Raw genomic sequence first — 18,722 nt, forward strand, 5'->3', positions numbered from 1 at the left:
GGTTAGGTCTCGACAAAAGGAGATTCTTGTCGAGGATGAGCCCACAATTTTCGTATCGCACTCGTCAATATTACCGTGCGTCGTACCCATACTTATGGTTTCCGATCCTGGGCATCGTCAAGCAGTGTTTTATGGATGCATAGTGCCTCTGCCGCCATTCTAACAATGAGTTTATGCTCACAGGCTTCGCTACACTTTACATGGATATATGATACCAGAGGCGATTCGAAACAAACTCCCCATGAACTATTACCCAAGCTTTCATTCGCCTCATGGCATGAAAGCACATGCCATCGGCACCACATATGATCCCACCCATACGTTTCTACCCCAAGATCATCCCTACCACAAACGTGATATCCACCACGGCTCAGGTACAGGGTTTTGTCATCATTCTGTGATGCCACTCGATGCAACATCTAGCAAAACGTCACATATAAGATTATGTGATTGAAAGAAGCAGGAAGGATCTGCAATAGATGCTATAATCCAAGTATTTTAAAAAAAAAAACGATTGAAAACTGAGTTCTCAGATCAAACCCTCATCCGCTGACACCACTCTCCCACCACCTCCCGTCCCCAGCAGTATCGAGACCTCCGCTCATCAAATGAAATCAATACAATCTCATTTATATCCTCTCCGCAGAAAGGACTCATCGGAGTGAGTGTCAGAATGTTCAAACGCATCCTGGTTCCAACGGACTTCTCGGAGCCGTCCATGAAGGTGCTGGACTATATCCCCGTGCTGCACGAGGCGGGAACCCGGGAGGTGGTCCTCGTCCACGTCCTCGATCCCAGGGAGACCCCGCTCGCCGCTTCAGGCGGGCAGGGATTCCTCGGAACCGTGCCCGACCGGGAGAGCGAGGTCCAGCGGCAATACCGCGAAAAGGCCCGGCACCGGATCATCGATATCCGCCGGACGCTCGAAAAACAGGGCATGCAGGTGATCGTCCGCACACCCGTCGGAACGCCGGGAGCGGGGATCGTGGCCGCGGCGGATGCAGATGGGGTCTCGCTCATCGTCATCGGCTCCCACGGCAGCTCGAACCTCCGCGACCGCCTGCTCGGGACGGTCTCGGAGTACGTGATCAAGAACGCCCGCCAGCCGGTCCTGGTCATCAAGCGCGACACGGTCATCGGAGGGTGAAGGCTCCCCCCGACAGACCAGACGAACCCCCTTATTTTTCCTGTCGGCTCTCCAGCAGGACCCGGATCGCCCGTAACTCTTCCACGACCGCATCGGCGGTCAGCGGTTCTTCCGGCGCACCCTCGACCGCAACCGGCCCGGTCCTCCGCACGAAGTTCATGATCTTCTCCTGGAGATCCCTTGGGTCGGCTATCCCGTTGATGACGATCTCCGCCTGCGCCTGGGCGGAGTAGCCCGCGGTCTGCACCCTGACCGCCGAGAAGGAGAAGAACCGCATCAGGGGCCCCTGGGAGATATCGACGTTCGTGATCCGGTTGTAGGGGACGATCCCCGTCTGCCGGAACCAGACCCCGCGCTGCCAGGTCACCTCGGTGACGCTGAGCCGGTAGACGATGCTCTCGTGGTAGAGCGGTATCCAGTAGGCGACGAAGGCGATGACGGCGAGCGACGGGATGGCGATGGCGAGAGCGACGGGCGGCGGGCTGAAGATGACGGCGGGAGCAAGCCACGGCAGAACGAGGAAGACGACGGCCAGGACCAGGGACGCGTAGAGGTACGACCGGAACTGCGGCACCGGTTTGAACGCTTCTCCTATGCGAAAGGTGATGAGGGGCATGGTATCGCATCATTCTCTGCCGGAGCAGATTAAATCTTCCCGGTCGGTGAGGTCTCTTCGGAGGATGCAGCGATCGCCTCCCTCGCCGAAGTAGGCCGGGCAGAACTCCGTCTCCAGAAAGCCGTGCCGCGCGTAGAGCGCACGGGCGGCGCGGTTCTCCGGCGCGACCGAGAGATAGACCTCATACGCGCCCCGCTCCCGGAGGGCGGCGATGACGGCGGAAACGAGCCTCTCCCCGAACCCCCTGCGCTGGTACCGCTCCGCCACCACCAGCCGGACGATCCATCCTGTCGTCTGCCGGTGCTGGACGAGAGCGCCGATGGTGTAGCCGGCGACCTCCCCGCCGGACTCCGCGACGAGGAAGGTCCCGGCGAAGAGGACGCCGGCCTGCCGGATGAAGACCTCGGGTTTGCACCCACTCGGGCTGTTCTCCCGCTCCAGATCACAGACCGCCAAAAAATCCGTATCACGGTATCCCCTGATCGTCGGTTCCATGCCGATATATATGCCGTGAGGTAAAAAAGAGGAGACGATCCCCGGCGAAAGGCCATCCCGGGGTGCTCACTTCTTCATGCCCTTCTGGAGCATGTCGCGTGCCATCTTGTAGGTCTCGATCTTGTACTGCATCATCTCGACGCGCTGCTCCTTCATCTTGATGCGGGACTCGAGCATCCGCACCATCAACTGCCGCATCTCGTCCTCGTCGAGGAGATCGTACATCTTCCCGAGAAGCATATCGTGGGCGCCGTATCCGCCGTGATGTGTCATACCATAACCCCCCCTGTACCGGCCCGCCCTGCGGGCGAACCGGCTCCCCGGTAGGAGCCGGGTTATAAATATCTTGCGGCGGGCCGGGTTACCGGGAAGACGTAAAGAGACCGCCGCGCTCTGCCCGGTTCCGGTCGATGCAGGCGTTGAGGACCTCTTCCATCAGCCGGAGCGCCCCTTCCACCCCGGCGACCGCGTGGGAGGAGAGGGCGACCCTGTTCCGGAGCGGCAGCGTCAACCCGACGAATGCGGCGCCGGGGGCGATCGACGCTTCGTAGGAGGAACCGAGGATCAGGTCGGGTTCGGCGCCCCGGATCATATCCCGGATGACGGAGAAGTCGGTCGTATTCGTGGCGCCGGGCGCGCTGTTCCGGGCGGTGACGCAGGCGATATCGGCGCCGAGGTAGCGGTCGAGGAGGTCGGCGGCGAACGAGGCGTATGCGGCGGTGCCGGCGATCGCGACCCGTGGAGGGTCAAACCTCCTGAGGTATTTGTCGCAGGCCTTCCTGATCCGGGCATCGGCCCACGCGACTTCTTCCATGACCGGCCGGGGGTCCACCCTGTCGATCTCGACGGTAAGCCGCTCGAAGGTCTCGGTGACACCATCGAGGCCGAGGATCGAGCCGCAGGAGATCCCGACGCCGCTTGCGATGTCCGGGTTCGTCCCGACGGTGAACGGCGCCGCCCGGCGGGTCGCGGCGTAACGGTCGAGGCAGAAGGTAGTGGCGACCGGCGCCCCGGCTAGGTTGAGCAGACGCCGCGCCTCGAGGGCGTTTCCCCGGCAGAAAGGGTCGGTGCGGCAGATGCCGTCGATGTTGACGCCGGGGGCGCCAGGGTCGACCTCCGGCGCGATCGTCTCGAGCGCACGGCGGTAGCCGGCCTCGAGGTCGCCGAGGAACCCGGGGCTGTCGACGACGAGGATCTGCCCGTCGCCGGCAAGGTCGCCGATATCCTCCCCCATGATCGCGGGGACGCAGGTGTTGACCACGGCTATCCGGGCGTAGCGGCCGTCGAGTTCCCGGATCACCTCCGCGAGACGGGACTCCGTTCCGAAGATGACCTCGTTCTCGACGAGGAACGTCCCGTGGATGGGGACCCCGACGAGCGACGCGGGGTAGAAGTAGCACCCGCTCGAACCATGGACGACGACGGCGAGGTCCTCGAATCCCGCGAGGCAGGCGACCGCCCCGGTCATCGCACAGGGCCAGAGCGGGTTCTCGCACGGTGTATGCTGGTCGTTTTGCATCGATCTAGAAGATCATGGCGGTGCGGGGATATAAAAGACGGGTTCCGGGGGGAGGCGCTCGCGAGACATCTTTAGGTACCGGTGGCGCGGCTTCGCGTCCTTCGCGGCTTCGCGTGAGGTTGTAGTAGGAAAAGCAATCGGGTCTCACGCGAAGGACGCGAAGCCGCGAAGGAAAGGAGTTAACAACGCCCGGACTTCGCTCGAAACCCGGTTAGGGTGTGAAGATAGAAATAGAGGGAGAAAAGGCGGCAGGTCCTATACTGTCTTCACAAGCCCCGCGAGGTACCGCCCGACCTCGCTCGTCTTCTTCGCGCCGCCCATATCCCGGGTTACGTACCCGTCGAGGATACTCCTCTCGATCGCCCGGAGAACCGCCGCCGCTGCCTCGTGCTCGCCGAGGTGGTCGAGGAGCATCGAGCCCGCCCAGACGGTTGCAAGCGGGTTTGCAACGTCCTGGCCGCGGTACTTCGGCGCGGAGCCGTGGATCGGCTCGAACATCGAGGTCCCGGTCGGGTTGATGTTCCCGCCGGGGGCGAGCCCGAGCCCGCCCTGGATCATGGCGCCAAGGTCGGTGATGATGTCGCCGAACATGTTCGGGGTGACGACGACGTCGAACCACTCGGGGTTCTTGACGAACCACATCGTGACGGCGTCGACGAAGTTGAACTCCGTTGCAACGCCCGGGTAGCCGGCGGCGACCTCGGTGAAGACGTCACGCCAGAGGCCGTAGACGTCGGAGAGGACGTTTGCCTTGTCGACCGACGTGACCTTCTTCTCCCTCCGTTCCGCGAGATCGAAGGCGTAGCGGATCGCCCGCTCGGCACCCGGCCGGGTGATGATACCGATCTGGTAGGCGAGTTCGTCGGCGTCGGTCTCGACGTCGAGGCCGAATTTGACGTTGTAGAGGTCGCGGACGACCTCGAGGGTCTTCTCCTCGCGCCGGCCGGCAAATCGCGAGCCGATCCCGACGTAGAAGTCCTCGGTGTTCTCCCTGACGACGACGAAGTCGATATCCTCGGGACGCTTGTTTGCGAGCGGCGTTGCAACCCCGTCGAGGAGTTTGATCGGTCTGAGATTGATGAACTGGTCGAAGTGGAACCGGATGGCAAGGAGGATGCCCTTCTCCAGGATCCCGGGCTTCACCCGGTCGTCGCCGATGGCGCCGAAGTAGATCGCGGAGAACTTCGAGAGTTCCCGGATATCCTCCTCGGTCAGGAGTTCGCCCGTCTCAAGATAGCGTTCCGCTCCGATATCGAAGTCAGTCCACGCGACATCGAATCCATACCGCTCGCCCGCGGCGTCGATGACCTCTCTTCCTGCCGCGACGATCTCAGGGCCGATCCCGTCCCCGCCGATCGCGGCTACTCTGTGTTGCATGTCTTCACCTCATCCAGGTCTTTCGCGTAGGCCACAAGCCCGCCGGCATCAACGATCTCTTTCATGAACCCGGGCACCGGCTCGACGGGGAGCCGCTTCCCGTTCACATCGATATAGCCTCCGGCGATATTCACGGTCACGGCATCCCCGTCACGGACAGAGTCCGTCCCGGCAGAGATCAGGGGCAGGAGTCCCGTGTTGACGGCGTTCCGGTAGAAGATCCGCGCAAACGACTTCGCGACCACGACCTTCACCCCGGCGCCGAGGAGCGCGAGCGGCGCGTGCTCGCGGGAGGAGCCGCACCCGAAGTTGGTGCCGCCGACGACGACGTCGCCGTCCCGCACCTCTTGTGCAAACTCGTCCCTCGTCCCCTCGAACGCGTGCTTCGCGAGCTCCGCCGGGTCATAGATCGTGAGGAACCTGCCCGGTATGATTGCATCCGTATCGATATCGTTGCCGAACTTCCAGACTCGCATGATTCACACCTCCCTCGGGTCGGTGATCTCACCGTAGAGGGCGCTCGCCGCCGCCGTCGCCGGCGAGGAGAGGTAGACCGATGCCTGAGCGCTCCCCTGCCTCCCCCGGAAGTTCCGGTTCGACGTCGAGAGCGAGACCTCTCCCGGAGCGAGGAGGCCGAACGCCCCGCCCATGCAGGGGCCGCAGCAGGGCGCTTCCACGAGCGCGCCCGCCTCGACGAACCGCTCGATCAGCCCCGCCCGGAGGGCCTTCAAGTACTCCGTCCGCGAGGCCGGGATGACGATCACCCGGACCCCGTCGGCGAAGCGGTCGGCGTTTCCGAGCACCTCGGCCGCCTCGGCGAGATCCTCGTAGCGGCCGTTCGTGCAGGAGCCGATGAAGACCTGGTCGACCTTCGTCCCGGCGACATCCGTCACGTCCACGACGTTGTCAACGTTGTGCGGGACGGCGACCTGCGGGGCGAGGTCGGTGACGTCGTAGTGCCGGCGCTCCCGATAGCTCGCATCCGCATCGCCCTCGAGATCGAACGGCTTGATATCGCGGCGGGCGGTGACGTAGTCCCAGGTGGCCGCATCGGGCGCCACGATCCCCGCTTTTGCCCCCATCTCGATCGCCATGTTCGCGCAGGTCATCCGGCCCGCCATATTCATCTCGCGCATCGCCCGGCCGGCGAACTCGAGCGCCATGTAGGTCGCCCCATCCGCGCCTATATCCCCGGCGAGGGAGAGGATCAGGTCTTTTGCTCCCACCCTCCTACCGAACGCACCCTCGACCTCGACCCGAATGCTCTCGGGCACCCGGAAGTAGAGCGCCCCGAACTTCAGGACGAACCCCATATCGGTCGAACCGATCCCGGTCGCGAACGCCCCCGCCGCGCCGTAGGTGCAGGTGTGGGAGTCGGTGCCGACGACGATCTCGCCCGGCGCCGCCCGCCCCTTCTCCATCACGACCTGGTGGCAGACGCCCTCCAGGAGGTCGTAGTTGTGGATCCCCTGCTCTTTTGCGAACTCCCGCATGAAGACGTGGTTCTCGGCGGCGGGAATCGAGTCGGCGGGAATCTGGTGGTCGAAGAGCATGATGATCCGCTCCGGATCGAATACGCGTTCTCCACCCATCTCGCGAAAGACCCTGACCGCAAGCGGGCCGGTGATGTCGTGGATCATCGCTGCATCCACGGGTGCCATCACTACCTCTCCTGCGCGGACGGATCTTCCGCACCGTTGCGAAAATATCTTCTCTGCGATAGTCGCCGACATACAGTATCGTGTTCTGTTACGCGTTCCGGACGTATCTAACTTGTCCGGGCGCGCCACATGGTGCAGTGAATCAGAGCCTGTTTCGGTCGATTCCAGAGGACATCATCCTTATGTGACTCCGTGTGGATTCTATAAGGAGAAGCGATGACCGATGGACCGACTCCGGCAATGCGGCAGTATTACTCAGCGAAAGCCCAATACCCCGATGCCGTCATCTTCTTCCGGATGGGGGACTTCTTCGAGACCTTCGGCGAGGACGCCGGCGTGGTGGCCCGGGAACTCGACATCACCCTGACGGCCCGGGGCAAGGACAAGAACGGCGACCGGATGCCGCTCGCGGGCGTTCCCCACCACGCCGCCGACGGCTACATCGCCCGCCTGGTGGCGAGAGGCTACAAGGTGGTGATCTGCGACCAGGTGGAGGACCCCAAGACCGCGAAAGGCGTCGTGAAGCGGGAGGTGACGAGGGTGATCACCCCGGGAACCCTGATCGACTCATCGATGCTCGCCTCGGCCGGCGCCCACTACCTGATGGCGGTCGCCCCCGACCGGAAAGAGACCTTCGGGCTCGCGTTCCTCGACGTCTCGACCGGCGAGTTCTTCGTCTCCTCCGGGAGCGGCGGGCGCGACTACGCCGATCTCGTCTCGGAGGTCGTGCGCTACCGCCCGACGGAGGCGATCGTCCCCGAAAGCCTTGCAGGTGCGCTCCCCGCCCGGCTCGAAGCCCTCGGGGTGACGGTGAGCCGCTACCGCGACGACGCCTTCGAGACCGACGCGGCATACGAGCACCTCCGCGGGCAGTTCGGGACGGCGACGCTCGACGGCTACGGGTGCGCGGGGATACCCGGCGCGATAGCCGCGGCCGGAGCGGCCCTCCTCTACGCCCAGGAGACCCAGCAGTCGCCGCTCTCCCACATCTCGGGGCTCGCGACACGGGTGCCGTCGGGGAACATGGCGCTCGACGCGATCACCCTCAGAAACCTCGAGATCACGGCGGGCATCCGGGGCGAGGGCGACGCAACCACCCTGCTGGCCGCGCTCGACGTCACGGAGACGTCGATGGGGAGCCGGACGATGCGGTCGTTCCTGATCGCCCCCCTGCTCGGGAAGGAGGCGATCGAGGCGCGGCTCGATGCCGTTGAGTGGTTCGTTCTGCACGCGATCGAGAGGCAGGCGCTCCGCGCGACCCTCGGCGACTTCGCCGACATCGAGCGTATAGCAGGAAGAATCGCCTACGGGAACGCCGGCCCCCGGGACCTCGCGACGCTCGGGGACTCGCTCGCCGCCGTCCCGGACGTAAAGGAACTCTTCGGCGCCGATGCCCCGGCCCTGGTTCGCGAGGCCCTCGACGCAATGAGCGACCACGCCGCCGTCGTCGACCTCATCGGCCGGGCGATCGTCGACGAGCCGCCGGCACGCGCGGTGGCCGGCGGGATGATCCGGGAAGGGTTCAACGCGAAACTTGACGAACTCCGGCACCTCGCGACGTCCGGGAAGGACTGGATCGCGGAGTTCCAGCAGCAGGAACGGGAGAGAACCGGGATCAAGTCGCTCAAGGTCGGCTACAACCGGGTCTTCGGCTACTACATCGAGGTGACGAGACCGAACCTCTCCCTGGTGCCGCCGGAGTACGAGCGGCGGCAGACGACCGCGAACGGCGAACGCTACACGATACCCGAACTCCGGGAGAAGGAGGCGATGATCGCGACCGCCGAAGAGCGCCTTACCGCCCTCGAAGCGGAGATCTACGCAGAACTCGTCCGGACGCTCGCGGCGGAGGTCGCCGCCCTCCAGGCGACCGCCCGGGCGGTGGGGCTCCTCGACGTCTATGCGGCGCTTGCCGAGGTCGCCGCCCGCTACGGCTACACCCGCCCGGTGATCGAGGAGAACGGCCGGATCGTCATCCGCGACGGCCGCCACCCGGTGGTGGAGCGGCACCTCCCTGTCCCGTTCGTCCCGAACGACACCGAACTCGACTCCGCCGGCGACCAGATCATGATCATCACCGGGGCGAACATGGCCGGCAAGTCCACCTACATGCGGGCGGTGGCGCTCTGCTGCATCATGGCCCAGATGGGGAGTTTCGTCCCGGCCCGGCACGCGACCGTCGGGATCGTGGACCGCGTCTTCACCCGGGTGGGAGCGTTCGACGACCTCGCCTCCGGGCAGTCGACGTTCATGGTCGAGATGCTCGAACTCGCGAACATCTTAAACAACGCGACGGCACGAAGCCTCGTCATCCTCGACGAGATCGGGCGGGGGACGAGCACCCTCGACGGGTGCTCGATCGCCCGGGCGGTGGTGGAGTTCCTGCACGGGAAGGCGGTCGCGGGGCCGAGGACACTCTTTGCGACCCACTTCCACGACCTGGTCGACCTCGAAGGAACGCTCAAACGGGTGAAGAACTTCCACTTCGCGGTGAAGGATACCGGAACCGATGTCGTCTTCCTCAGAAAAATCATCCCCGGCGCGACCGACCGGAGCTACGGCGTCCACGTCGCCCACCTTGCCGGCATCCCGAAGAAGGTGACCGACCGGGCGATGGAACTCCTGAAGGAGGCGTCGACCCGGGAACTCCCGGCCGGGGTGCGGGCGCCCCGCTACACCCAGATGCTCCTCGTCGACCCGGGTGAGGGGGTCGTAGAGGAGAACCCGGCGGTCGGGGAACTCAAGAGGCTCAACCCCGACGAGATGACGCCAATCGAGGCGCTGAACGCCCTCTGCAGGCTCCAGAGGCTCGCGAACGGAGAGCGGGAGCGATGACGAAGATCCGCGTCCTCGACACCGGGACCGTGAACCAGATCGCCGCCGGCGAGGTCGTGGAGCGGCCGGCATCGGTGGTGAAGGAACTCCTGGAGAACGCTATCGATGCGGGGGCGACGAGCATCCTCCTCGACGTCGGATCAGACATGGCGGGGATCACGAAGATCCGGGTGACCGACAACGGCGAGGGGATGACGGCGGACGAGGCGATCCTCGCGTTCCACCCCCACGCGACGAGCAAGATCCGGGATATCGCCGACCTCTCCGCCATCCGCACCCTCGGGTTCCGGGGGGAGGCGCTCGCGAACATCGCCGCCGTCGCGGAGGTGACCATCGTCACCCGCCCCCGGGGAGGGGAAGCCCTCGCCGGGACGCGGATTGTCGTCAGGGGCGGCGAGGTCGTGGAGAAGAGCGAGGTGGGAGCACCGGAGGGGACGACGATCGTGGTGGAGCGCCTCTTCTACAACACCCCCGCCCGCCGGAAGTTCTTAAAAAGCAGGAACACCGAGCTCGCCCACATCTACGCGGTCGCAGAAAGTCTCGCCCTCGCCCACGGCGAGGTCGCCTTCCGGGTGGTGCAGAACGGCAAAGAGCGGATGGCGACCCAGCGGTCGGGCGGGGTCCTGACCACCGTCGCAGGGCTCTACGGCGCCGACCTCGCCCGGTCGCTCATCCCGGTCGAGGGACGGCTCCCGTTCATCCGTATCGGGGGCTACATCTCCCGGCCGTCGGAGAACCGGGGGAACCTCTCGCAGATCTCCGTCAGCATCAACGGGCGGAGCATCTCCTCCCGGCCGATCGCCGCCGCCGTCCGGGAGGGCTACGGCACCCTCCTCCCGAAGGACCGCTACCCGGTGGCGTTCCTCGAACTCTCGATCGATACCGGTCTCGTGGACGTCAACGTCCACCCGACCAAACGGGAGGTTCGCCTCTCCCGGGAGCGGGAGATCACGGGGGCGATCGCGGCCGCGGTGGAGGAGGCGCTCGCCGGGCACGACCTCGCGCGCGAGACCCCGGCCGAGCCGGTGCAGCAGCAGATCGTCCCGGGCGAGGCCGAACCGTCCCCGCCGCCGGTCGCCGAGGCCGGGGCGGCCTACACGGTCGGCCACCGGGAACTCATCCTCTCCGAGAGGCAGCTCCGCCGGACGGAGGCAGAGGGCAAAGAGAACCTCCTCCCCGCGATGGAGCCGATCGGGCAGGTGGCCGCGACCTACATCGTGGCGGAGGGAGACGACGGCACCCTCTACCTCGTCGACCAGCACGCGGCCCACGAGCGGGTCCTCTACGACCAGGTCGTGGAGAGGCGCGATAAGGCGGCCGGGTCGCAGGAACTGATCGTGCCCGTCACTCTCTCGCTCCCCCCGAAGGAGTTCGCCGCGCTCCGGGACGCGATCCCCCTCCTCACGGATGAGGGGTTCGCCGTCGAGGAGTTCGGCCGGGACACCTTCGCCGTCCGTGCGGTGCCGGCCGCCCTCGGCGCGGTCGAGAACCCCGAAACCATCCGGGAGACGATCGCCGACCTCCTCGCCGATGAGTCCCGGACTGCCCCGGACCGGCGCGAGGCGGTCACCTGCATCGTCGCCTGCCGGGGAGCGGTGAAGGCCGGCGCCCTCCTCACGCACGACCAGCAGAAGCGCCTCCTTGCCCAGCTCGCCCGGACGAAGACCCCCTGGACGTGCCCCCACGGGAGGCCGACGGTCGTGGCGTTTGATAAGCGCAAACTTGATGTGATGTTCAGGCGGGGGTGAGAACGCCCGACCGCCGATACCTATAGAATAACGATTTTTCCCGGAATAACTGATTTAGAACAGCCGATACAGCAAAATACAGTATCATAATGGCTTTATTCAGGGAAGTCAGACAATTATATGTCGCAGCGGTATCCCGTTGCAGACGAAATGGATTGAACGATACAAGATCAGTCCGGCAGATCCGCCTCCGCAGGAGAGGAACCGGGGACCCGGGTCTCGAACTGCACATCAAGACCCTCGCTCCAGGCCATCCCTGCGGTCACCCGCGATCGTCTGCCGGGAAAGAACAGGTGACGGGGAAACACCCCTCTAAACGTCCTGCCGGAGATGATTGTCTCTCGACAACTCCATCTCCCCGCCACCTTTTTTCGATGCAATTTTTCCGATACGACCCCCCGGACACGAGAGGCGTTCGTCCCCAGTGTTTCGCTAAGAACAGCCTCTGCAATCGACCCATGCAGCCTCGCAGAGCGACCTACAACGGGATCGGCAGCACCCGGGCACCGGACTTCGCGGCTTCGCGTGAGAGCATATTGTTATCTCCGCCCATGAACTCACGCTGAAGCACGCGAAGAGAGGTCGATGGATTGACCTCTTGAAGATACGAGGTCATCCCAAAAAGATCTCCGAACCCCCGGTATACCCTGATCGGAGCCCTTAATTCTCAGGTGTCCGCCATCTGAGCCACATCCTGAGCCAGGGGGGTGAAACGGCTTTCCACTGGATATCGCCACGCGGGGGGTTCGGGAGATTCAAAAAAAGTTAGAGGAACCGGAACGACTCCGCCGTCGAGGCCGCGTCGACGTTGTAGACGTCGTACTCGGGCGGGAAGACCGTGTGCATGACCGAGTAGATGACGTCGTCTTTGACGGCGTAACGGACGACGAAGGTGTAGCGGTCCTCCTCAACGATAGGGACGGAGAAGACCGACTCATACCCCGGAACACCGTCGAGGGAGATCCTCTCCGTCGAGACCCATTCGGCACCGATCCCGGCGCGAAGATCCTCGGCGTAGGTCGCGTTCAGCGCTTCAAGAACCTTCTCCGTATCAACCTCCCCCTGGGCCGAGAGCGGGTTCGTGTTCACGCGGACCTCCTCGTGTTTGTCCGGCGAGGAGAACCAGACGCTCTCGCCGGACTCGGTGTAAAACCACCCCTCGGGGCTGGTGACGGCATACCCGTAGGTAGTGTTGACGTAGGTGCCGTTCCCGGGAACGAGCGCCGGGGTCGGGGTCGGAGCAGGGGTGGGCGGTTGGGTCGAGCCGGGGTCGGGCGGCTCTGGCGCCAAGAGCCCCGGGAGCGTGACCGCGAGGACCGCGATCAGCGCGACCGCAAGAACCCCGGTGAGCAGGAGTCTCTGTGACTTCATGGTTATCCGGGTAGGTGGCTCGGGCGATCATAAATACTCTTCAGTCACGCCGCATTGACGATCGCGATCCCTCTCTCGACCACCGGGCCCCGGCCCCTCTTCTGTATGCCCATACGCTGCTCGCATTAGCATCCAGCCTGACAAATCTTTCGAAGCAGAATGCCCGTACCTCGATGTGGCCAGCGCGGCGTTCCGGATCCGGCGCTCGCATGAGTCCCCTCACCAGCCCGACCGAGGACGGCCGGAGGTTTCCAGACCCGGGCAGGAGATGAAAGGGGAGGGGGGCGATACAATCATTGTAATCATTTTCGATCCATTATCAAGAAGGATAAGCCAAATTAACTTATTTCAATTAACCCAGACCCGGAAAGCAATGATTTTCTCCATGAGGATGAAATTTCTCAATAATTCGGCGGGCCGTCCAGAAGAACGACTTGTTCCGCCGAACGCTAGCATACAGGTGTAATGATGACGAAGACCCGTTACGTGCTCTGTGCACTCATCATCGCAGCCGGCATTCTCTGTTGTGGCTGCACGACGACAACACCGGCCTCCACGGCCGAAACACGGACGATCACCGATATGGCAGGAAACCAGATCACACTCCCCGCCAGCGGAGCAACCTTTGGTATCTTCGGCGGCCCCATCAGCCAGGTGCCCTACCTCCTTGGAGCGAACGAGAGCGTCACTGCAGTCACGAAAGGGCCGCAGATGATGGAGATGATGCAGCAGATGGACCCGGGCATTGCCAGCAAACCAGCGCCGCGGACGACAAACGGCAACGTGAACATCGAGCAACTCCTGGTCACCAACCCCGACTGCGTCATTGCCTTCGACGTCGACGGCGAGATTGTGGAGTCGCAAACAGGCATCCCGGTCATCTATCTCTCCGGGACCATGAGCGACGGGTTCAAAGAGATGCGCCAGGAGATCATCTTCATGGGTGAGGTCTTCCAGAGACCTGAACGGGCACAGGCCTACATCGATTACCTGGATGAGACTCTCGCGTTCCTCGAGAACCGTACCGCGGACATCCCTGAAGACGAGCGGGTCACCGTCTTCCTGGGCGAAGGCGTGAGCCACCTCCAGACGCTCGGGGGCGACACGTTCTTCACCGAGTGGACCGAGGCCGCGGGATGCAGAAACGCCGTCGCCGCAATCGAGACCACCCAGGGACAGCAGGAAGGGATGCACACCGGCATCAATGAGGTCTCGATGGAGCAGGTCCTTGCCGTCGACCCCGGCCTCATCATCATCGATACCGGCGGCCCCGCCGATCTCGCGAAGGACAACCGCTGGAAGGAACTCACCGCCGTCAAAGAAGGCAGGGTCTACAAGCAGCCCACCGGGCTCTTCCTCTGGAGCCGTCCGTCCGCCGAGTCTGCCGTCCTCTACCCGGTCTGGATTGCATATATGGCCTATCCCGACCGCTTCGCCGACGTCCCGCTCACCGACCGGGTGAAGGACTTCTACACCGAGATCTTCGATTTCCCCATCACTGATGCGCAGGCGCAGAAGGTCATCGACGGTGCGTACGGAAGCGTGACGTTCGGTCAGGTGCAGCAGTCCGGATGAGACCGAAGACAATAGGCACCAAAAGTGCGTATGCTGACGTTGGAGGAGCACCGGTGACCGGGACGGCAACGACCGAACCGGGTCAGGTTGACGGCCGGGGCTGGGGAGAGCGGCACCCGGGGACCGTCCTGGTGCTTCTCCTCGCCGTGCTCGGGATCGTTGCGTTTGCCGCCCTGATGCTCGGGCGGTATATCATCCAGCCAGAGACGGTGGTAGCGGTGATCCTGAGTTCGGTCCTCCCGATCGAGGAGACCTGGTCTTCGACGGCAGCCAGTGCCGTCGTGAACGTCCGGATCCCCCGGATCATCGCCGGACTGCTCGTCGGAGCCGGCCTCGCTATCAGCGGAGCCTCGTTCCAGGGGATGTTCCGAAACCCCCTTGTCTCTTCGCAGATCCTTGGCGTGGCCGCCGGAGCGGGTTTCGGGGCGGCGATCGGCATCCTCCTCTTCGACAGCCTTGTCGTCGTCCAGATCCTCTCGTTCGCCTTCGGTCTCCTCGCCGTGGGGATGGCCTACGGCCTCAGCCGGGTCAGGAGCTCGACTCCGATCCTGATGCTGGTTCTCTCAGGCATCGTGATCGCGTCACTCTTCTCGGCTCTCACCTCGATGGTGAAGTACGTGGCTGACCCGATGAACAAGATGCCGGCGATCGTCTTCTGGCTGCTGGGGTCGCTCAACCACGTCTCGACACCGGACCTGCTGGTCCTCGGTCCGATCATAGCGGTCTCGGTCCTGGGACTACTTGCCGTCCGGTGGCGGATAAACGTCCTCACCATGGGCGATGAAGAGGCGCGGGCGCTCGGGGTGAACACCGAGCGCCTGAAAGTCATTATCATCCTCCTCGCAACGATAATCACCGCTGCGGCGGTCTGCATGAGCGGGATCATAGGGTGGATCGGGCTCGTCATCCCGCATATGGGCCGGATGCTTGTCGGGCCGGACAACCGCTACCTCCTGCCGGTCTCAGTGCTCCTTGGCGGAGCATTCCTGATCGCCGTCGACACCGTTGCGAGGACGGCAGCTCCCGCCGAGATACCCATCGGCATCCTGACCGCGATCATTGGAGCGCCGATCTTTGCGCTACTCCTCCGGCGCAACAACCCGGGGTGGTGAGCATGAGCCGTATCAGCGTAGAAGGTATAACATTCAATTATCCAGGCAGAAGAGCAGTCTTTACGGAGATCACGCTTGCGGTGGAGGAGGGGGACGTATACTCCCTCCTCGGCCCGAACGGCACCGGGAAGTCCACGTTCCTCAAGTGCATGGCCGGACTCATCTCCCCCTCACACGGCCGCATCCTCCTCGACGGAAAGGAGATCAACGGGATGCAGCCATACGAGATCGCCCGGCGGGTTGGGTTTGTTCCCCAGACACAGGTCTCGCCGTTCCCGTTCCGGGTCAGGGATATCGTCCTGATGGGCAGGGCATCGCACCTCAATGCTTTTGCAACCCCATCGGCAAAAGACGATGCCATCGCTGCCGACGCCCTTGCGCACGTCGGGATCTCTCACCTTGCCGACCGGGCATGCACCGCGATCAGCGGGGGCGAGTGGCAACTGGTCCTGATCGCCCGGGCAATTGCACAGCGCCCGGGGACCCTTCTTCTCGACGAACCGACGTCGCACCTGGACCTCGGCAACCAGATGCGGGTGCTCGACGTCATCAGGGGGCTCGCAGAAGGGGGGATGACCATTGTTGTTGCGACGCATTTCCCCGATCATGCGCTTTTGACATCAAGCAAGGTCGCAATCCTGAAAGATCAAAGAATCATCGCCACAGGGCCTCCAGAAGAGGTTATCCGCGAAGACACCATGCGCCAGGCCTATGGGACGGACGTCAGAATCATGCACCTTGGCGACCCGATCAACCGGCGGGTCTGCGTGCCGGTGGTTGAGACGTTCCGGAGAGGAGTATTATGACAGAACAACCACACGAACCGTTTACCGGCAGAGGAGCCGGAAGAATGGATGCCATTGCGAAAGGGCCGTTTGCACCGATATATCCGGTCATCGCCCGGCAGATCATCGATACCTGCAACATCACCGAGGGCAGATGTGTCGATATCGGGTGCGGGCCCGGACACCTCGCAATGGCGCTCGGCGCCGCAAGCAACCTCAGTATCGACGCTCTTGACTCATCAAACGATATGCTTGCCATTGCACGGCAGAATATCCAGGAAGCCGGGCTCACCGACCGGGTACACACGGTCTGTGGCGATGTTCACGACCTCCCCTACGATGACAACTCCATCGACCTGATCGTGAGCCGTGGCTCGTTCTTCTTCTGGGATGACCGGGTCCGGGCATTCCAGGAGATCTACCGGGTGCTCAGGCCGGGAGGGAGGACGTTCGTCGGCGGCGGGTTCGGGACTCCGGCTCTGAAGGCGGAGATTACGGAGAAGATGCGGGTCATCGACCCCGAGTGGGAGGTAAAGGCCGCAGAACGGCTTGCCCCGAAGAACAGGGACGCCATCCGCCGTGACCTGGAGAAGACAGGAATCCCGGTCTATGAGATCCACGAGGGCGAGGCCGGATTCTGGGTCATCATGCGGAAGTGATCGAAGGATGCGATGTACCATATGTGAGGTGGGGTGCGAGATCTCACCCGGAGGAACGGGGAGATGCCGGATGTACCGAAACGACGGGACCACAATCGTCGAACGGTTCCCGGATGCCTTTCTCGCCGCCTTCCCCGTCGCCGTCGAGACGCTCCCGGTGCTCCATTTCTTCCCCGGCGCGAAGCTCCTACAGGTCTGCACGGTCGGATGCAACCTCGCATGCGGTGGGTGCGTCTCTGAGATCCTCGTCGGGCATGCCGATTCGCTTGCAGCCACCGGAGAGGCCCTCGGCCCCGATGACCTGCTCCGCCTCGCGACCGAGAACGCCTGTACCGGGATTGCCTTCGCCCTGAACGACCCGATCGCCTCCTTACCGACCTTCTGCCGTCTCGCAGAGAGGGCAAGGGAAGAAGGCCTCCTCGTCGGCTGCTCCACGAACGGCTACATGACCGAATCGTCCGCCCTGCGCCTCCGCGACCGGGTGGACTTCGTCAATATCGGGCTCAAGGGGGCGACCGACGCGAGTTACCATGCTTGCGGGGCAAAGAGCGCAGCACCGGTATTCCGGACGGTCCGGCTGCTTCACGAGGGAGGGGTGCACGTCGAGGCCTCCGTCGTCTACCGGCGGGGTGGTGAGGACGAGGTGATCGACGCAGCACGGATGCTTGCGGCGATCTCCCCTGATATCCCCCTGCAGGTGATGCGGTTCGTCCCCTTCGGCGATGCGGGGCTCGGTGAGGAGCCGACGATCTACGCGAGCGAGGAACTCTGCGACCGCCTCCGCGATATCCTCCCCTGGGTCTACCTCTTCAACTCACCGGGAACAACGCACCTGACGACCTTCTGCCCGGCATGCGGGATGCCCTGCATCGAGCGTGAGTTCTTCGGCCCGATGGGGTCGCACCTCGTCAGTCGGGCGCAGACGGTCTGTGAATGCGGCCGCGCCCTCCCGGTTCGGGGTGCCGTGAGCCCCACAGTCTTTTACGAACCCGGGATGATGGGCGGATACCGGGTCACCCGGGGGCTCGAGATGGTCTGGGCAATCCTCGCCTGCCTCGGTGTGGAGGAACAGGCGGTCCTCGCCCGTGTCTGGGGCGAAGTTCTCCGGACCGGGATGCTCGGGAAGGAACTGCACGACCGGATGAACAACATCGACGCCTACCTCGAACTCGTCATGGACTTCGCCCGCCGGACCGGCCGCGAGGAGGCGGGAAGGGAGCTCACTACCTACATCCGGGACCGGCTGGAGTTCATCCGGGAACGGGTGGCGGGTGCGCCACGGCCCCGGGTCTACTACGCCATGGGCCACCCACTCTTCGCCCTCAATCCCGGCCGGTTCGAGGGGAAACTGGTGGAGGCGGCCGGCGGCACCTACGTCAACCGGGCGATAGACAGGGAGGGGAAACCGGGGGTTTCCCTATCCCGGGAGGAGTTCGTCGCACTCGCGCCGGAGTACCTCTTCACGTCAGGTTTTCTCACCTCCACGGTCGAAGATACCCTCCGCTACTGCGCGGAGCACGACCTCAACGTGCCGGCAGTCCGAGACGGTCAGGTCTACTCGATGCGCCCATCGTGGGACTTCGGGAGCCCCCGATGGATCCTTGGCCTGATGACGATCACAAACACGCTCCACCCCGATCTCTTCGCCTTCGATATCGAGGAGGAGGCAGACAGGTTCTATCGTCGGTTCTATGGGGTGCCGTATCGGGCGGCCGATGCCAACCGTTCGTTTGCGCATCCCGGGATGGAGTGGCGGTAACGGGGCGTCTGACCTCGACTCTCCCCGCTACCGGCCGAGAGAGCAATCCCGGTTGTGAAGCGG

At 63.8% G+C, this 18,722-nt stretch carries 16 protein-coding genes; 8 read left to right on the top strand and 8 right to left on the bottom strand.

Annotated features, from left to right (window positions below):
• Window positions 1-673 precede the first annotated feature (673 nt).
• Window positions 674-1,147 carry a universal stress protein gene (locus tag FKB36_RS04885; RefSeq protein ID WP_261596914.1) on the top strand — a complete coding sequence of 158 codons (474 nt, stop codon included), beginning with the start codon at window positions 674-676 and terminating at the stop codon, window positions 1,145-1,147.
• Between the two features lie 31 nt (window positions 1,148-1,178).
• On the opposite strand, the gene FKB36_RS04890 is transcribed toward FKB36_RS04885, so the two are convergent.
• The 7 genes from FKB36_RS04890 to FKB36_RS04920 form a co-directional block, all read right to left on the bottom strand.
• On the bottom strand, window positions 1,179-1,763 hold the full coding sequence (locus tag FKB36_RS04890; RefSeq protein ID WP_261596915.1) for a PH domain-containing protein: 585 nt from the start codon (window positions 1,761-1,763) through the stop codon (window positions 1,179-1,181).
• 9 nt (window positions 1,764-1,772) lie between these two features.
• The gene (locus tag FKB36_RS04895; RefSeq protein WP_261596916.1) at window positions 1,773-2,258 is read right to left on the bottom strand and encodes a GNAT family N-acetyltransferase; all 486 of its coding nucleotides are present in this window, start codon (window positions 2,256-2,258) and stop codon (window positions 1,773-1,775) included.
• Between the two features lie 66 nt (window positions 2,259-2,324).
• Entirely contained in the window at window positions 2,325-2,531 is a 207-nt protein-coding gene (locus tag FKB36_RS04900) for a hypothetical protein (RefSeq protein ID WP_261596917.1), read from the bottom strand.
• An 88-nt stretch (window positions 2,532-2,619) separates the two neighbouring features.
• Window positions 2,620-3,777, bottom strand: coding sequence for a nitrogenase component 1 (locus FKB36_RS04905; protein ID WP_261596918.1), 1,158 nt, complete (start codon window positions 3,775-3,777; stop codon window positions 2,620-2,622).
• 255 nt (window positions 3,778-4,032) lie between these two features.
• On the bottom strand, window positions 4,033-5,154 hold the full coding sequence (locus tag FKB36_RS04910; protein WP_261596919.1) for a 3-isopropylmalate dehydrogenase: 1,122 nt from the start codon (window positions 5,152-5,154) through the stop codon (window positions 4,033-4,035).
• Entirely contained in the window at window positions 5,139-5,630 is a 492-nt protein-coding gene (locus FKB36_RS04915) for a 3-isopropylmalate dehydratase small subunit (RefSeq protein ID WP_261596920.1), read from the bottom strand. Before FKB36_RS04915 ends, FKB36_RS04910 begins: the two co-directional genes overlap by 16 nt.
• A gap of 3 nt (window positions 5,631-5,633) precedes the next feature.
• Window positions 5,634-6,887 (bottom strand): 3-isopropylmalate dehydratase large subunit, encoded by a 1,254-nt coding sequence (locus FKB36_RS04920; RefSeq protein ID WP_261596921.1) that lies wholly within the window; start codon window positions 6,885-6,887, stop codon window positions 5,634-5,636.
• Between the two features lie 144 nt (window positions 6,888-7,031).
• Here FKB36_RS04920 and mutS point away from each other — a divergent pair, with 144 nt between their 5' ends.
• The gene (gene mutS / locus FKB36_RS04925) at window positions 7,032-9,650 is read left to right on the top strand and encodes a DNA mismatch repair protein MutS (protein WP_261596922.1); all 2,619 of its coding nucleotides are present in this window, start codon (window positions 7,032-7,034) and stop codon (window positions 9,648-9,650) included.
• Window positions 9,647-11,398, top strand: coding sequence for a DNA mismatch repair endonuclease MutL (gene mutL / locus FKB36_RS04930; protein WP_261596923.1), 1,752 nt, complete (start codon window positions 9,647-9,649; stop codon window positions 11,396-11,398). Before mutS ends, mutL begins: the two co-directional genes overlap by 4 nt.
• A 765-nt stretch (window positions 11,399-12,163) precedes the next feature.
• Here the strand turns inward: mutL and FKB36_RS04935 are convergent.
• Window positions 12,164-12,769, bottom strand: coding sequence for a hypothetical protein (locus FKB36_RS04935; protein ID WP_261596924.1), 606 nt, complete (start codon window positions 12,767-12,769; stop codon window positions 12,164-12,166).
• Window positions 12,770-13,234: 465 nt separating this feature from the next.
• On the opposite strand from FKB36_RS04935, the gene FKB36_RS04940 reads away from it, so the two are divergent.
• From FKB36_RS04940 to FKB36_RS04960, 5 genes are all read left to right on the top strand, one after another.
• Complete coding sequence (locus tag FKB36_RS04940) at window positions 13,235-14,344, top strand: ABC transporter substrate-binding protein (protein ID WP_261596925.1); 1,110 nt, start codon at window positions 13,235-13,237, stop codon at window positions 14,342-14,344.
• A 53-nt stretch (window positions 14,345-14,397) separates the two neighbouring features.
• Window positions 14,398-15,456 (top strand): FecCD family ABC transporter permease, encoded by a 1,059-nt coding sequence (locus FKB36_RS04945; RefSeq protein ID WP_261596926.1) that lies wholly within the window; start codon window positions 14,398-14,400, stop codon window positions 15,454-15,456.
• Window positions 15,457-15,458: 2 nt separating this feature from the next.
• A complete protein-coding gene (locus FKB36_RS04950) occupies window positions 15,459-16,262 on the top strand; it encodes an ABC transporter ATP-binding protein (RefSeq protein ID WP_261596927.1) in 804 nt (267 codons plus the stop codon).
• Window positions 16,263-16,306: 44 nt separating this feature from the next.
• Complete coding sequence (locus FKB36_RS04955; RefSeq protein WP_261596928.1) at window positions 16,307-16,900, top strand: class I SAM-dependent methyltransferase; 594 nt, start codon at window positions 16,307-16,309, stop codon at window positions 16,898-16,900.
• Window positions 16,901-16,970: 70 nt separating this feature from the next.
• Window positions 16,971-18,659, top strand: a complete 1,689-nt coding sequence (locus FKB36_RS04960; RefSeq protein WP_261596929.1) for a radical SAM protein — start codon at window positions 16,971-16,973, stop codon at window positions 18,657-18,659.
• The last annotated feature ends 63 nt before the right edge of the window (window positions 18,660-18,722 follow it).

Origin of the sequence: Methanoculleus formosensis (assembly GCF_025384765.1) — an archaeon.
GTDB lineage: Archaea > Halobacteriota > Methanomicrobia > Methanomicrobiales > Methanoculleaceae > Methanoculleus > Methanoculleus formosensis.

What these genes read in the sequence shown, in the direction of transcription:
- FKB36_RS04950 (WP_261596927.1), top strand. Translation starts at nt 15,459, where the DNA reads ATGAGCCGTATCAGCGTAGAAGGTATAACATTCAATTATCCAGGCAGA.
- mutS (WP_261596922.1), top strand. Translation starts at nt 7,032, where the DNA reads ATGACCGATGGACCGACTCCGGCAATGCGGCAGTATTACTCAGCGAAA.
- FKB36_RS04905 (WP_261596918.1), bottom strand. Translation starts at nt 3,777, where the DNA reads ATGCAAAACGACCAGCATACACCGTGCGAGAACCCGCTCTGGCCCTGT.
- FKB36_RS04960 (WP_261596929.1), top strand. Translation starts at nt 16,971, where the DNA reads ATGTACCGAAACGACGGGACCACAATCGTCGAACGGTTCCCGGATGCC.
- FKB36_RS04940 (WP_261596925.1), top strand. Translation starts at nt 13,235, where the DNA reads ATGATGACGAAGACCCGTTACGTGCTCTGTGCACTCATCATCGCAGCC.
- FKB36_RS04890 (WP_261596915.1), bottom strand. Translation starts at nt 1,763, where the DNA reads ATGCCCCTCATCACCTTTCGCATAGGAGAAGCGTTCAAACCGGTGCCG.
- FKB36_RS04920 (WP_261596921.1), bottom strand. Translation starts at nt 6,887, where the DNA reads ATGTCGGCGACTATCGCAGAGAAGATATTTTCGCAACGGTGCGGAAGA.
- FKB36_RS04915 (WP_261596920.1), bottom strand. Translation starts at nt 5,630, where the DNA reads ATGCGAGTCTGGAAGTTCGGCAACGATATCGATACGGATGCAATCATA.
- FKB36_RS04935 (WP_261596924.1), bottom strand. Translation starts at nt 12,769, where the DNA reads ATGAAGTCACAGAGACTCCTGCTCACCGGGGTTCTTGCGGTCGCGCTG.
- FKB36_RS04955 (WP_261596928.1), top strand. Translation starts at nt 16,307, where the DNA reads ATGGATGCCATTGCGAAAGGGCCGTTTGCACCGATATATCCGGTCATC.
- FKB36_RS04910 (WP_261596919.1), bottom strand. Translation starts at nt 5,154, where the DNA reads ATGCAACACAGAGTAGCCGCGATCGGCGGGGACGGGATCGGCCCTGAG.
- FKB36_RS04895 (WP_261596916.1), bottom strand. Translation starts at nt 2,258, where the DNA reads ATGGAACCGACGATCAGGGGATACCGTGATACGGATTTTTTGGCGGTC.
- FKB36_RS04900 (WP_261596917.1), bottom strand. Translation starts at nt 2,531, where the DNA reads ATGACACATCACGGCGGATACGGCGCCCACGATATGCTTCTCGGGAAG.
- mutL (WP_261596923.1), top strand. Translation starts at nt 9,647, where the DNA reads ATGACGAAGATCCGCGTCCTCGACACCGGGACCGTGAACCAGATCGCC.
- FKB36_RS04885 (WP_261596914.1), top strand. Translation starts at nt 674, where the DNA reads ATGTTCAAACGCATCCTGGTTCCAACGGACTTCTCGGAGCCGTCCATG.